Raw genomic sequence first — 13494 nt, forward strand, 5'->3', positions numbered from 1 at the left:
CAAATTATGTTATAATGAAAGAATCGTGTTTTTTTGAAACGTTGCAGAAACGATCGGAAAGGAAGTGAAAGCACTTTGAAAACGTGGAAAGTAAACCTCATTGTGCTTTGGTTTGGACAATTTCTGGTCAACTCGGGAATGACCATGATTACCCCGTTTTTGTCCCTTTATCTCGCCAGGGATCTTGGCGTGGTTGGTGAGCATGAAATTGGCATATGGGCGGGATTTATATTTGCTGCCAACTTCCTCACCTCATTTTTGTTCCAGCCCTTGTGGGGCAAATTGTCTGACAAGTACGGACGGAAAATTATGTTGCTGCGTTCCGGATTCGGGATGGCGATTGTTATTGCCTTGATGGGTTTTGCACAGAACCCATGGCAGCTCCTTTTATTACGACTGCTCAACGGTACGATCTCCGGCTTCAACCCGGCAGCAGTTGCATTGATCTCGGGTACAACGCCGAAAGATCGCATGGGTTTTGCCATGGGCATCAGCCAATCCGGCCAAGTGGCCGGTACGATTCTGGGTCCGCTGATCGGCGGTTTGCTTGCTGATGCAGTGGGCTTCCGCCCTATCTTCTATATTACTGGCGGACTGATCTTTGCGGCTTCAATGCTCGCCATGTTCCTGGTCAGAGAGAAGTTTGACCGCAAGGAAGCGGCCAAACTGCCGGAACAATCCGTATTGTCCGGTCTGAAGGAACTGAACAAGTCTCCCCAGTTACCCGCGCTATTTGCTGTAACATTCCTATTGCAATTTGCCATGATCAGCCCGATGTCACTCTTGCCGCTATATGTACAGAAGTTACACGGTTCGGATGTCAACGTCGCCTTCTGGGCAGGGCTTGTCGGCGCAGTCACGGGACTATCCAACATGGCCATGTCCCCAATTCTCGGGAAGCTCAGTGACAGGGTAGGTTCACACAAGGTACTTACATTCTCTCTTATAGGAACAGGGCTCATGCTTATACCGCAAGCTTTCGTGCAGACGGTATGGCAGCTCATCATCGTCCGTTTCATGATGGGTGTGTTCATGGGTGGCCTGCTTCCGAGTGTCAACGCGCTCATTCGCTCCTATACGCCAGACAGCATGATTAGCCGCGCGTTCAGCTTTAATACGAGCACACTGGCGCTCGGTAACATGCTTGGAGCCGTAATCGGCGGCTTTATGGCCGGGTTCATCGGCATCGAAGGACTGTTCATCGTCTCTGGTGGGCTGCTGCTGCTCAACATGGTATGGGTAAGATTCAAGCTGTACAAAAAGCCCCCTCTGATCAGAGAATCGTGACGCTTGGATTCAAATGATATTTTGTTCTTAAGAAAAAGCCGCTTTCAGCGCCTTATCAGGCATGAAAGCGGCTTTTCACATTCATTTGCTCAAACCTCAACATGGATCCATTGTGTGTCAGATGGCTTTTGAATTGATTGAGCTTGTGAATTGAATCGGATATTCTTTAACGCCAAATACAAAAGCACTTTGAATCGGCTGCAAAACCGTTTCCGGCACAAGCTGAATGTCTTCCATTTGGCGAAGCATCGTCTGAAGTACAACCCTCGCCTCAAGTCGTGCAAGCGGCGCACCGAGACAGAAGTGAATACCAAATCCAAAACCCATATGTCTGTTCGGCTTGCGGTCAGGCACGAATTTCTCTGCCTGAGCGAATTGAGCGTTGTCCCGGTTTGCCGATCCTACCCAGGATATCACCTGTTCCCCCGCCTGAATCGTTTGTCCGTTCAATTCTACGTTTTCTTTGGCAATACGCCCAATAGCCACAATTGGCGGATAATATCGCAACGTTTCTTCTACCGCAGTCGGGATAAGTTCAGGATGTTCTCGCAGCTGCTGCTGAAGCTCAGGCTGCTCTGACAGAATACGAACGGCATTGGTAATTAGATTGGTTGTAGTTTCATTACCGGCAGCAAGTAACAAGATGCAAAATCCGACCACTTCCTCTGCTGTTAGCTTCTCCCCTTCAATCTCCGCCGCAAGCAGTAAAGAGATCAGATCCTCCTCTGGTCTCTGACGTCTTTCTTCGATAATGGTCGTGAAGTAGCTCGCCAGTTCCTGCTGGTTCCGTTTCTTTTCTTCCATCAATTCCTGGAAAGCTTCATCACTGTCATCCCGCGCACCCTTCACAAGTGCATCAGACCAGTCTTTAAACTTTTGGCGATCTGAAGCAGGGACGCCAATCAATTCGGCAATCACGATAACCGGAAGTGGAGTAGCAAGATCATCGATAAGACGCATATGGCCTTCTGAAAAGTGCGGAGTCAATAATTCATCAGCGATTTCCTGAATACGCGGAGCTAATGCTTCGATCGCTCTAGGTGTGAACGCCTGATTAACCAGATCCCGCAGTTGTTTGTGCTTCGGCGGATCTGTAGTAAGCATGCTGGCGTTGGCACGATCACGTTCAGAAGAGAACAGTTTAGGGTTTTTCAACACATATTGCACATCTTCATATCGGAAAACATCCCAGCATTCTCGATGGTTGTCATAGCGGACTGGAGTATTTTCACGAAGTTCAGCGTACACCTGGAAGGGAAGTAATTGGTGCTCCACCACCTCCAGCTCCCGGATCGGAATGTAATTGGCATACTTTCTGGGTGCTCGGTTCATCGTTTCTCCTCCAATCAATGATATATATTTATTTACATATTGAAATCACCATATATTATAGACTCAACACTGCGGGCATACAAATATTTGGCAATAATTGAGCCTCTTTTCCTAGACCGTATTACAAAAATCGTCAAGACTTGCTAACTTACACCCCTATTATTCGTTTTGGATAAGATCACTTCTGCTATGGACGATCCTGCAACACTTTCCCCAAATTCCCCTTCTACATCTACCAGGCCCAAAGACTCATGTGTAATAAAATATGACACAAAAATCATTTATCATGATTTCATATTCCTCTTTCCCTTTTTTCATCTTCTTACATTTATCCATAAAACCTTATAAACACAATATATACTCTACATTTCTATCAATGTAACCGATTACTCTAGCTTTTTCTTTAATTGTCATATTATTTAACATGAAATACAATCAATTTGAATTCATATACATATCATCATCAACAAACATCACACGAAACTAACCTGAAGGAGAGTGCTATTCATGAAAAAAACTTCAAATCTTCGTCCTTGGGCTGTATGGAGCACAGCCGCTTTGACAGCTCTGACCATTTCCCTGTCCCCCATCGGGACCTATGCGGCTCACGCGGCTACGGTAGAAGTGAGCGGTACAACTAGTGCGGTTCAGACTGCATCATCCACGCCGGCTCGCAATACGGCCATCCCTGCTCTATCAGATTCGTCCAAACAATCCGCACTGCCTAATGTTCTGGTCATTGGAACGGGTGGTACGATTGCTGGTCAATCCGAGGATGCAACCAGCTTCCAGAACTATAAAGCTGGTACACTCCCGATTGGAGAAATGGTCGATGCCTTACCGGACAAACAGAAGATTGCAGATGTTAGCACACTCCAATTTGGAAATTCAGGTTCAGGTTCTTATACCATGGCTGATCTCTATGACTTATCTCAGACGGTAGATAAGGCTCTGGCTCAGTATGACAGCGTTGTAGTTACCACTGGTACAGATACCATGGAGGAAATCGCCTACTTCCTTGACATGACCGTACAAAGTGACAAACCCGTCGTCATTACAGGGTCCATGCGCCCTTGGACAGTTATCGGCTCGGATGCACAAGCCAATCTATACAACGCCATCAAGCTCGCAGGCAGCGGGCGCACCACTTCATTTGGAACCGTGCTGATGTTGAACGATACCATTCAATTGGCACGCGGCGTGACCAAAACGAATGATTATCGAACAGACACGTTCGAAACCCCGATGCTTGGTGCAGTAGGTTATATTGATGAAGAAAACATTCGAATTTACCGTGCTCCTGCACGCGCCTTGAAGCCTGAAGGTACATTGAAACCGGCATTCGACCTGAGCAAAATCACGAAGGCAGATCTCGCCAAGGTGGAAATTGCGATTTCCTATCAGGAAGCTGGCGGCGAGGCTATTGAAGGATTTGTGAAAGGCGGCGCCAAGGGAATCGTAACGTCCGGCACAGGAGCAGGCGGTATCTCCAGAGCGATGGGACAAGCACGTACCCAAGCGGTGGAGGATGGCGTAATTTTCGTAACGACCACTCGGACAGGTTCAGGCAGTGTATATGGCGGAGGGAAAGGCGTTATCGCCGGTGACAACCTCAGTCCTCAGCAAGCACGTATTTTGTTGATGCTCGGACTGTCGTTCAGCGATGATTTTGACACGATCAAAAAATGGTTCGAGACTTACGGAACGCCGGAAGTTTAATAAGGCTCTCATCACTTTATATCTTTAAAGAAAACAAGAGACGATCCACTCCCTGTCTCAGGGTTGTGATCGTCTCTTGTATTTTGTGTAATTGCCCCTCCATCTCCTGCATTTAAGATTTAGGTGCAACACGGATTTCGTTTCATCTATATACTGAGTTATTTATTTCATTGGATGATCGCAAAACAGAAATAACCGCTTGAATGTAGATCCATCCGAAGTTTTCTCCTGTAAGCTGATATGCTTACTTCACCCAGGCCAGAGCCAGACCATCATAATCCGGAAGCATCGTCGTTACGAGCCGCGGGTCACTGGCCATCTGTTCGTTGAAGCGCCGAACCGCGAGGACAGCCGGACCCTGCTTGTCTGGATTCAGCGTACGGCCGCGCAGGAAACAGTTATCTCCCACAATGACCGCCCCAGGCCGCGCGAGCTTAATGGCGTAATCGAGGTATACGGGATAATTCTCCTTGTCTGCATCAATGAAGAAAAAATCGAAGGTACGTCCTTCCTGCGCCAACTGCTCTAAACTGTCGGCTGCGGGGCCAATTCGATATTCGACTTTATCCCCAAAACCTCCTTCCTCCAGATGACCACGTGCCATCGCTGCGTATTCCTCTTTCAGTTCCAGCGAAGTCAGGGTTCCCCCGTCACTTAAACCACGAGCAAGACAGATACCGCTGTATCCGCCCAGTACACCGATTTCGAGTACAGCCTCCGCTTTCGATGTCTTCGCGAGAAAAGTGAGCAAACGGCCATAGGCTGCTGCCACCGAAACTTCCGGCATGCCGTTCGATCGGATGGCTTCTTTTACCTTTAACAAGAGATCATCCTCTTGAAATAATTGATTTACATATTCATCAGGGGTCAGATTCACCGCTAAAATCCTCCTTGGACACTTGGACTGCTTTCCATATGGATGCCAATGTTCTATAATAAATGTTTGTTGTCAAACACAGGCGGTTGAACTGCTGCATCGACTCGAAAGATAAATGCATTAGCTCACCGCATTTCTCATTGTAAGTTTTTTCACGGAAAGCGGCAAGGCCGCACCGTCACTATACAGCTGAGAGAAGGATATTCCTTCTCCAGCTTGAAATGGAGTTGAAATGAATCACATGGCTCAATTGCAATTGATTGCGACCTCGGCGATGGGACTCGAGGCTGTTGTCGCCCGGGAACTGAAGCAGCTGGGGTATGAGGATGTTACGATCGACAACGGCCGGGTTTTCTTCACTGGAGATTATATTGATATTTGCCGGTGTAATCTATGGCTGAGAAGTTCTGATCGGGTGTTGATCAAAATGGGTGAATTCCCGGCGACAACTTTCGATGAATTATTTGAAGGTACCAAAGCATTACCTTGGGAGGAATGGATTCCAGCCGATGGCGAATTTCCGGTAGAAGGTCGCTCCCACAAGTCTCAGCTAAGCAGCGTGCCTGCATCACAAGGGATCGTGAAGAAAGCAATCGTAGAGAAACTGAAGCTGACTTATGACACTGAGTGGTTCCCAGAGGATGGGTCTCGTTATGTGATTGAGGTCATTCTGCTGAACGATCGCGCTCTGCTTACTTTAGATACGACGGGACCAGGTCTGCATAAACGGGGTTATCGTAAACTCGTAACCGAAGCACCACTCAAAGAAACGCTTGCTGCGGCACTTATTCAGCTCAGTCGCTGGAATGTATCCCGCCCCTTCTATGATCCATGTTGTGGATCAGGCACCATGCTGATTGAAGCCGCCATGATCGGCTGGAACATTGCACCAGGACTGCGTCGTACGTTTAACTCCGAGGACTGGGCTGTCATTCCTGAAGAATTGTGGGAACAGGCGCGCGAAGAAGCATTTGACGCGGTTCGCGACGATATTCCATTGCAAATTTCGGGCAGCGACATCGATCCGGAAGCCATTGAAGTTGCACAGGCAGCAATCAAGAGTGCCGGCTTCGCCAAAGAGATTGAAGTCAGCGCCCTGCCCGCTCATCGTGCAAGACCACAGGGCGAATATGGTGTCATTATTACCAACCCCCCATATGGTGAACGTTTGAGTGAAGAGAAAGAAGTGCAGAAGCTGCTGCGTTCTTTAGGGCGCAGTTACCTCGATTTGCCTACATGGTCCTTTTTTGCCATCACGTCGACCAAATCTTTCGAGGAAGACTTTGGCCACAAGGCAGACAAACGTCGTAAGTTGTTCAATGGACGTATTGAAACCCAATATTATCAGTATTTGGGGCCACTGCCTCCACGCAATAAAACACCACAACAATAATAATATCAGAATGATCAGCGCTCCTGCCTTCCACGGCTGGGGCGTTTTTTTGTATGTATTGCCGGTGACCTATGATTGATCTTGGTGATATTGTTTCCGCATGAAGTTTTTCTCCCTTGGGCATAGTTGAAAAGCCATGACACCACGCTATAATGGATAAAGTCCTATTTTACATTCCGTTAACAAATCCATTCATCAGGGGGGGAGACATATATGTTTGTCACTAAGCCAACACGCAGCCTTACGCCGCGTGGGCTTCTGAATCATCCACTTACGTTATATCTTATTTTTCTTGTACTCATGCTGCTCAAATTAATGTGGCTCCACCACAATCTGCACGCTTACAACATTACAATGGGGCTTCTGGACAAAGTGATTGCCATTGGTTCGCTGCTGCTTCTGTCCTTCTGGACCTGGTGGCTGCCTCGTCGGGGCATGATTATATCACTCGTTATACTCAATCTGCTGCTCACTGCACTGATCTATGCGGATATGGTTTATTATCGCTACTTTCAGGATTTCCTAACAATCCCTGTGCTGATGCAAGCCAGACAGGTCGACGCTTTGGGAGACAGTATTGCTACGCTTATTTACGCCAGTGATCTGTGGTTCTTCGTCGATTGGCTGGTGATTATCCCCTATGCGTCGATCCTGCTGTTCAGCAAACGTAACCGTCGTGGACGTTTCAGCGCATATTCGAACGGGTTGAATTCTTACTCTTCAAATTCCCGCAAATCAAGCATGCGTCGTCGACTCACCGCAGGCAGCATTGCCCTAGTGTTGGGTCTGGGGCTCGCAGTTGGTCCGATTTATTTTTATAGTAAAACCTGGGCAAAAGGGTTGTTTGATAACAACTGGTGGAATGTATCCATGTACAATGTTACCGGACTTCTTGCTTTTCATGGCTATGATCTGTACAACTATGCCAAAGACCAGCTCGGCTCTGGACCGGAGGTCGATCCTGCCGATTTGGAGCAGGCTGAAGCTTATTTCGCCAGCAGACAACAGGCTGATCCACTGAAGGATGCGATGTTTGGCAAGTACAAAGACAGCAATGTGATTATTGTCCAAGGTGAAGCCTTCATGAATTTCATGATTGGTCAGAGCATTGGCGGACAGGAAATTACGCCTCATTTTAACGAGCTGATGAAGGAAAGCCAGTACTACAGTCATTTTTATCATCAGACAGGTCAGGGGCGGACATCGGATGCTGACTTTGGGGCCAATATTTCATTACATCCACTGTCGGTTGGATCCGCGTTTGTCCGTTACGCAGACCACAGTTATGATTCCCTGCCTTCTATCTTGAAAGATCATGGTTATAGTACGAATGTATTTCATGCCTATGAGAGTGGATTTTGGAATCGCTATACGATGTATCAGAATATGAAGTATGACAAATTTTACAGTAAAAATGATTTTGAACAGGATGACCCACTAGGCTGGTCTCTATCCGATGAGTCCTTTTTCCGCCAATCGGTTGAGAAAATGAGCAGTGAGGTTACAGAGCCATTCTCTTCTTTCCTGATTACTCTCAGCAGTCATCATCCATACGCGTTACCCCAAGATAAACAGCAGCTGGATGTGGGCGAATTCAAAGGAACGATGTTTGGCAACTATCTGCAATCTGTTCATTACGTGGATTCTGCGCTCGGCAACATGGTGGAAGACCTGAAAAATCGGGGATTATGGGACAAAACGATCTTCATGTTCTATGGGGATCACGATAATTCTATCAAGGAACAGCCACAATACGAGAAATTTCTCGGGCGTTCACTAACTGATCTGGATATGGAGCAGATTATGAACGAAGTGCCTTTGCTGGTGCATCTGCCTGACGGAGCCGCAGCGGGAACGATTGACGAGCCTGCCGGACAACTGGATGTTACACCTTCAGTACTGCATCTGCTGGGTATTTCAGATCAATCCTACTACCACATGGGCAACGATGTGTACGACGGTTCCTCCCGCATGGTGGTATTGCGCAGTGGTGCATTTACAGATGGCTCCCTGTTCTATATTCCTTCGGATGATTACATCTATGACAGTGGCTCCTGTTACGATCTGTCTACAGGAAACAAAACGGATATTAATGCTTGCCGAGCTGGTCATGATGAAGCAACAAAGCGACTGCATGTGTCAGATACGGTTAATACGTTTGACTTGATCTCGCGTTTTCGTGAGGAGCAAGCGTCTGATTCCGAATCCTAACAGATATGGGACGGTACGCTGAGGGAACGGTATAAATCAATTATTAAAGCTAACCCGACACTACAATGAAATGGAGCTAGTGCATTACCATGACGTCACATCCAGATCAATTCAATATCGAGCAAAAACTGTTCGATGAAGCTGCAAACTTTGTAAAACATCGCTACCCCCAAGGGTGGGGTGGCGCAGCTGCCGTTTATACTGTAGCTGGCTCGCTATTAATCAGCGTAGCTCCAGAAGTGATTAATGACGCCACGCACTTATGTATGGAAACAGGAGCCTATCTGGAAGCCCACAAATTAAATGAGCGGGTCACCCACTCGATCTGTGTAGCACGTGACGATGAGCATTCGGAATTCAAGGTCCTCACCCCTTGTGGTGTGTGCCAGGAACGACTGTTTTTCTGGGGAGAAGACGTGAAGTCTGCCGTGTACGATCCAGATGGAGCTTTAATTTACAAGAGGTTGGACGAAATTCAGCCTTACCATTGGACCAAAGCATACCGGGATAAGTAAGAAGTTAAACTACAAGTGTTGAGGCTGCAATCCATCGCATGCTTCAGCACTTCTTTTTTCGAGGCTGGCATTAACCACAACCTTGCGAATGATGGAAAGTCGCTATATAATTGTAACTGTATTGGTTTCATTTATAGATGATGGAGGTTTTAATGAATGAATATTGAAATATGGTCCGACTTTATGTGTCCTTTCTGTTATATTGGCAAACGTCGTTTGGAGAATGTACTGGCACAATTCCCACACCGCGATGAAGTGAAATTACAGTTCAAAAGTTTTGAGCTCGATCCAAATGCTGAATTGAACAGTGGCAAAACCAACGCAGAATATCTGGCTGCCAAATACAATATGAGTGTAGAGCAGGCACGTGGCATGAATGCACAGATGAACGCCAATGCTCGTACGGCTGGACTGGAATACAACATTGATGAGATGATCCCTACCAACTCCTTCTCTGCTCACCGTTTGACGCATTGGGCAGAAACACAAGGAAAAATGCTTGAGCTGAGCGAACGACTATTTCAAGCGATCTTCATTGAAGGCAAACATGTCGGCAATACCGATGTACTGATCGAGTTGGCTGAAGAAGTGGGTCTGGATCGCAATGCCGCAACAGAAGTGTTGTCCAGTAATCAATTCGCAGAACAGGTTCGTGCCGATCAGGCCGAAGGCGAACAGTTAGGCATCCGGGGTGTACCGTTCTTCGTATTTGATCGCAAGTTCGCTGTATCTGGCGCTCAACCGGATGAGGTGTTCCTTGACGCTATCCAGAAAGCATGGGATGAGCGCTCCCCTTTCACCATGGTAGAGTCCAGCACCACTGACGCAGATGGCAGTGGAGTATGCACCGAAGACGGCTGCGAGGTTCCGCAACCGGACCAATCCAAATAACACAAAAGCAGCAGGATCAAGGGTAATCCCCTGAACCTGCTGCTTTTTTTACAATCTACAACTCAAGTTCATTATAAAGTTTTAGTCGTAACCGGAACAACTCCAAGCAGATCATTAAACACTCATTTTTGGAATTGAGCTACACACTCAATCCCAAAACAGCTGATCCGGATGTGGTCCCGTCCGTTTATCCGAATCCAGCGCATCAATCAGTTTCAGCTCATCAGGAGTCAATTCAAAATCAAAGATGTCCGCATTCTCGCGAATCCGCTCCGGGGTAACCGATTTCGGAATCGTCACAATCTGGTTCTGGATATCCCAACGCAGAATAACCTGTGCTGGTGTTTTCCCATATTTCTGGGCCAGACTTTTCAAAGCCGATTCCTTGTTCAGTTTACCTCTCATAATGGGGCTCCATGCCTCCAGTTGAATGCCCTGCTCCCCGCAGAAGTCCTGTAACTCCTGTTGAATCAGACCCGGATGCAGTTCTACCTGATTCACCGCGGGTACCGTTCCACCTTCATCTATAATATCGCGCAGATGGTGCACTTCGAAATTACTTACACCAATAGCACGTACACTTCCTTCGCTATATAGACGTTCGAATGCTCTCCATGTCTCTTTATACTGGTCTCTGCCAGGCCAGTGAATTAAGTATAGATCAATGACATTTAATCCAAGCGCCTTCTGACTGGCCTCAAAGGCTCTCAAAGTCGAGTCAAACCCTTGGTCCTCATTCCACAGCTTGGTTGTCACAAAAAGCTCATTACGGGCAATACCACTGCTCGCAATGGCTTGTCCCACTTCCTCTTCATTTCCATAAACGGACGCCGTATCAATGCTCCGATATCCGACTTCCAATGCAGTCTCCACCGCTTGCTGTACTTCCTTGCCCTTTGCTCGATAAGTCCCAAATCCCAGCCATGGCATCGTCACGCCGTTGTTCAGAATCGTACAATCTGTAATATGTTTTGTCATTCTGTACCTCCTGTGTGAAATTTGCCTGCTCTTGGTCTATTAACCTTCTCACCAAATTTTAAGCGGCACTTTGCATACAGTTTGGCTGATATCCATTTTGCGGGTCTTTCAAAGGAAACATAAATACCCCGCAAAGCACTGCTGCTCTGCGGGTTCTGGTGTGACAGGAACGCCTATAGATCCCCTTGCCCATTCTGACTCTGGATCGAGTTCAATCTTCTCTTCTCCTCAATGAACATCTCTTCTGCCAGCTCAACGCCCTGACCTCCAAGTGAACGTTCTGCTTGAAGCATAGCCTGCTCGGTATGCGCCAAACGGCGTTCTGCCTGTTCAATGGTCTGTTCTGTTGGATGTGACATTGCCTGTGAAACGGCAAAATGAAGTTTGTTCACTGCATTCTGCGCCTGGGATACGGTCGTATCGGCTTGCAAACTGGAATCATAACGCTTCGGCATGAGTATTCCTCCTTGGGATCATGTTCCTGTTACCCCTTTAGGATGGTTGACATCGGCCTTGCTTATTCTTCTTTTGTTGAAACAATAACGAATAGACTCAATGTTCCCTATGTAAGATTAAAGATGAATATTAATGAAGTGTATAACCTTTTCTGGTCTGACTGCGTTTATTTGATAAGTACTTTTTCACAAGGAGGTGTGTATTTGAAGAACTTTGGGATTGTGTTCATACTGGTACTTTTATTACTACTCATCAGCGGCTGTACACCTTCGACGTATGAAATAACGGGATATACAGGCTCCTCCATTAATAACGAGATTCCGGTCCCCGTGAATGCAAAGCAGCTAAGCATAACGACACATTCAGACAATCCAAACATTCAAACAGGCATTAAATATGAATTGAAACATATCGGGGGAGAACAGGGATTATATGTACCATCCGATTATTTTGAGAAGTTATCCAAAGCCGGATGGGTTGAGGTGGAAGAAGAGCGTATGGGACATGTTCATTTTCTGAAAAAAAGTGATACTATCATCGCCATAGAGATTCGAGAGGATACCTTTGAGATTTTTGAAATGAGGCAGGACTTTACGTTCTAATTTCGTACAATTCCTCATCAACAACTAAAAAAAGAGAGGCCGCGGCCTCTCTTCCCTGTCGTGGACAAGTTTGCCCACTGCATCCCCATACAATTACTTTACGAATTTCGCTACTTTTGCAAGCACTTCTTCTTCTGACGGAGCACTGATGTACCTACCGTTGATGAAGACAAAAGCACGCTTCGCGCAAGGACCGCAATACGATTTGCAACCAATTTTGATCTCCGTATCCGGAGCCATTTTCTCCAACTTGGCTACAATCGATTTTAGTCTGATATGATTACATTTTTCGCATACGCGGATATCGTTAGCCATGAGTTCCCCTTCTTCGCTCCCTTAGTGGTCGCCGTGGTTGCCTTGGGATGGATTCGTAATAACGAAGCCTTCTTCAGGGAAGTAAAGGTAATCAATTTTAACGCCATCCAGTAAAGGCTGATCATTCTCAAGAATAACGTCGATCTCTTTATCGGTAGATACAACCGTATCATTTTCTTTTGGCGTATCGATATCGAGGCCGTAGTGGGCATGATCTCCATGTGCATGTGTGATCACAACGCGCAGCAATTTACCTTCGTTCTCAGGCTTGTCCAGTTCAAGTTTCAATACTTTCGCGGCATTACGTGTAATTTTGCAGTTCATTTCATTCATCTCCTATATCGTAATTGCTGGTCCCAACAATTTTTCAGTATTTCTAAACTCCAGCATCTATTGTAAAGAAAATTACTGCGCTTCGCAATAACATTGATGCAAAATCGATGTTAAAACCACCCATTTTGTGTCGGATTAAGACGACGCACCCGCTGTAAGCACCGGATATTTGCGCTCCGCACGACTTACAAACCAGTTCATCAGCAACAACGTAACCCCGATATCATCTATAGGCATAAACGGCATCACGTCAGGAAGCACCCAGTAGAGCAGCGCCGGGATGATGAACAGCAGCTTCTCACCCAAAGGGATCTGCGGAGCCCTCAACAGACGCGGCAGCCGTTTGAATACTTGTGTCCATCGTTTGAATGACAGCAGTCTTCTCCACTTCATATGAACCCCTCCGTATGATTAATGCACTGAAATAAAACAGCACATGTTATAGTCACACCCATCATTACCCGTTCCAGAGCGATCCGGAACGAATGATGCAACATGCAGATTAAAAAACGAACGCCGGTAACAGCGCCCGTTCCTGTTATACGAGTGGACAACCCGTAAGTTTCATGTTCCCCCATCCAGATT

15 protein-coding genes are annotated in these 13494 nt (G+C 46.7%); 7 read left to right on the plus strand and 8 right to left on the minus strand.

What is annotated here, in order from left to right; translation table 11 throughout:
* Window positions 1-75: 75 nt before the first annotated feature.
* Window positions 76-1287 (plus strand): MFS transporter, encoded by a 1212-nt coding sequence (locus tag HP548_RS10680; protein WP_076292060.1) that lies wholly within the window; start codon window positions 76-78, stop codon window positions 1285-1287.
* Window positions 1288-1404: 117 nt separating this feature from the next.
* Here the strand turns inward: HP548_RS10680 and HP548_RS10685 are convergent, their stop codons facing one another.
* Together HP548_RS10685 and HP548_RS33065 are read right to left on the minus strand one after the other, a co-directional pair.
* Entirely contained in the window at window positions 1405-2619 is a 1215-nt protein-coding gene (locus tag HP548_RS10685; protein WP_175381621.1) for a cytochrome P450, read from the minus strand.
* A 143-nt stretch (window positions 2620-2762) separates the two neighbouring features.
* Window positions 2763-2900 (minus strand): hypothetical protein, encoded by a 138-nt coding sequence (locus HP548_RS33065; RefSeq protein ID WP_217504676.1) that lies wholly within the window; start codon window positions 2898-2900, stop codon window positions 2763-2765.
* Between the two features lie 226 nt (window positions 2901-3126).
* Between HP548_RS33065 and HP548_RS10690 the strand changes: the two genes are divergently transcribed.
* Complete coding sequence (locus HP548_RS10690; protein WP_175381622.1) at window positions 3127-4338, plus strand: asparaginase; 1212 nt, start codon at window positions 3127-3129, stop codon at window positions 4336-4338.
* A 244-nt stretch (window positions 4339-4582) separates the two neighbouring features.
* On the opposite strand, the gene HP548_RS10695 is transcribed toward HP548_RS10690, so the two are convergent.
* Entirely contained in the window at window positions 4583-5215 is a 633-nt protein-coding gene (locus tag HP548_RS10695; RefSeq protein ID WP_099853576.1) for an O-methyltransferase, read from the minus strand.
* Between the two features lie 241 nt (window positions 5216-5456).
* Here HP548_RS10695 and HP548_RS10700 point away from each other — a divergent pair, with 241 nt between their 5' ends.
* The 4 genes from HP548_RS10700 to HP548_RS10715 all read left to right on the plus strand — a co-directional run bounded on the left by HP548_RS10700 (window position 5457) and on the right by HP548_RS10715 (window position 10225).
* Window positions 5457-6608 carry a THUMP domain-containing class I SAM-dependent RNA methyltransferase gene (locus HP548_RS10700; RefSeq protein ID WP_175381623.1) on the plus strand — a complete coding sequence of 384 codons (1152 nt, stop codon included), beginning with the start codon at window positions 5457-5459 and terminating at the stop codon, window positions 6606-6608.
* A 213-nt stretch (window positions 6609-6821) separates the two neighbouring features.
* Window positions 6822-8819 carry an LTA synthase family protein gene (locus tag HP548_RS10705; protein WP_175381624.1) on the plus strand — a complete coding sequence of 666 codons (1998 nt, stop codon included), beginning with the start codon at window positions 6822-6824 and terminating at the stop codon, window positions 8817-8819.
* A gap of 89 nt (window positions 8820-8908) precedes the next feature.
* Window positions 8909-9334 (plus strand): cytidine deaminase, encoded by a 426-nt coding sequence (locus tag HP548_RS10710; protein ID WP_175381625.1) that lies wholly within the window; start codon window positions 8909-8911, stop codon window positions 9332-9334.
* A gap of 156 nt (window positions 9335-9490) precedes the next feature.
* Complete coding sequence (locus HP548_RS10715) at window positions 9491-10225, plus strand: DsbA family oxidoreductase (RefSeq protein ID WP_175381626.1); 735 nt, start codon at window positions 9491-9493, stop codon at window positions 10223-10225.
* A gap of 147 nt (window positions 10226-10372) precedes the next feature.
* Here the strand turns inward: HP548_RS10715 and HP548_RS10720 are convergent, their stop codons facing one another.
* Both HP548_RS10720 and HP548_RS10725 read right to left on the minus strand, forming a co-directional pair.
* The gene (locus HP548_RS10720) at window positions 10373-11203 is read right to left on the minus strand and encodes an aldo/keto reductase (protein ID WP_024629201.1); all 831 of its coding nucleotides are present in this window, start codon (window positions 11201-11203) and stop codon (window positions 10373-10375) included.
* Between the two features lie 173 nt (window positions 11204-11376).
* Window positions 11377-11658 carry a hypothetical protein gene (locus HP548_RS10725; protein ID WP_076292069.1) on the minus strand — a complete coding sequence of 94 codons (282 nt, stop codon included), beginning with the start codon at window positions 11656-11658 and terminating at the stop codon, window positions 11377-11379.
* Window positions 11659-11862: 204 nt separating this feature from the next.
* On the opposite strand from HP548_RS10725, the gene HP548_RS10730 reads away from it, so the two are divergent.
* Complete coding sequence (locus HP548_RS10730; RefSeq protein ID WP_076292070.1) at window positions 11863-12261, plus strand: hypothetical protein; 399 nt, start codon at window positions 11863-11865, stop codon at window positions 12259-12261.
* Window positions 12262-12354: 93 nt separating this feature from the next.
* On the opposite strand, the gene HP548_RS10735 is transcribed toward HP548_RS10730, so the two are convergent.
* The 3 genes from HP548_RS10735 to HP548_RS10745 form a co-directional block, all read right to left on the minus strand.
* Complete coding sequence (locus tag HP548_RS10735; protein WP_024629198.1) at window positions 12355-12576, minus strand: YuzB family protein; 222 nt, start codon at window positions 12574-12576, stop codon at window positions 12355-12357.
* Between the two features lie 21 nt (window positions 12577-12597).
* A complete protein-coding gene (locus HP548_RS10740; RefSeq protein ID WP_063564902.1) occupies window positions 12598-12900 on the minus strand; it encodes a hypothetical protein in 303 nt (100 codons plus the stop codon).
* 144 nt (window positions 12901-13044) lie between these two features.
* The gene (locus HP548_RS10745) at window positions 13045-13302 is read right to left on the minus strand and encodes a hypothetical protein (protein ID WP_062322197.1); all 258 of its coding nucleotides are present in this window, start codon (window positions 13300-13302) and stop codon (window positions 13045-13047) included.
* Between the last annotated feature and the right edge of the window lie 192 nt (window positions 13303-13494).

The sequence above is a fragment of the Paenibacillus taichungensis genome (assembly GCF_013359905.1).
GTDB classification, from domain to species: domain Bacteria; phylum Bacillota; class Bacilli; order Paenibacillales; family Paenibacillaceae; genus Paenibacillus; species Paenibacillus taichungensis.

Bases quoted from the DNA above. Each gene is read 5' to 3' on its own strand.
- HP548_RS10740 (WP_063564902.1), bottom strand. From the start codon at position 12,900: ATGAACTGCAAAATTACACGTAATGCCGCGAAAGTATTGAAACTTGAA.
- HP548_RS10700 (WP_175381623.1), top strand. From the start codon at position 5,457: ATGGCTCAATTGCAATTGATTGCGACCTCGGCGATGGGACTCGAGGCT.
- HP548_RS10735 (WP_024629198.1), bottom strand. From the start codon at position 12,576: ATGGCTAACGATATCCGCGTATGCGAAAAATGTAATCATATCAGACTA.
- HP548_RS10690 (WP_175381622.1), top strand. From the start codon at position 3,127: ATGAAAAAAACTTCAAATCTTCGTCCTTGGGCTGTATGGAGCACAGCC.
- HP548_RS10705 (WP_175381624.1), top strand. From the start codon at position 6,822: ATGTTTGTCACTAAGCCAACACGCAGCCTTACGCCGCGTGGGCTTCTG.
- HP548_RS10725 (WP_076292069.1), bottom strand. From the start codon at position 11,658: ATGCCGAAGCGTTATGATTCCAGTTTGCAAGCCGATACGACCGTATCC.
- HP548_RS10745 (WP_062322197.1), bottom strand. From the start codon at position 13,302: ATGAAGTGGAGAAGACTGCTGTCATTCAAACGATGGACACAAGTATTC.
- HP548_RS33065 (WP_217504676.1), bottom strand. From the start codon at position 2,900: ATGATTTTTGTGTCATATTTTATTACACATGAGTCTTTGGGCCTGGTA.
- HP548_RS10710 (WP_175381625.1), top strand. From the start codon at position 8,909: ATGACGTCACATCCAGATCAATTCAATATCGAGCAAAAACTGTTCGAT.
- HP548_RS10715 (WP_175381626.1), top strand. From the start codon at position 9,491: ATGAATATTGAAATATGGTCCGACTTTATGTGTCCTTTCTGTTATATT.
- HP548_RS10685 (WP_175381621.1), bottom strand. From the start codon at position 2,619: ATGAACCGAGCACCCAGAAAGTATGCCAATTACATTCCGATCCGGGAG.
- HP548_RS10720 (WP_024629201.1), bottom strand. From the start codon at position 11,203: ATGACAAAACATATTACAGATTGTACGATTCTGAACAACGGCGTGACG.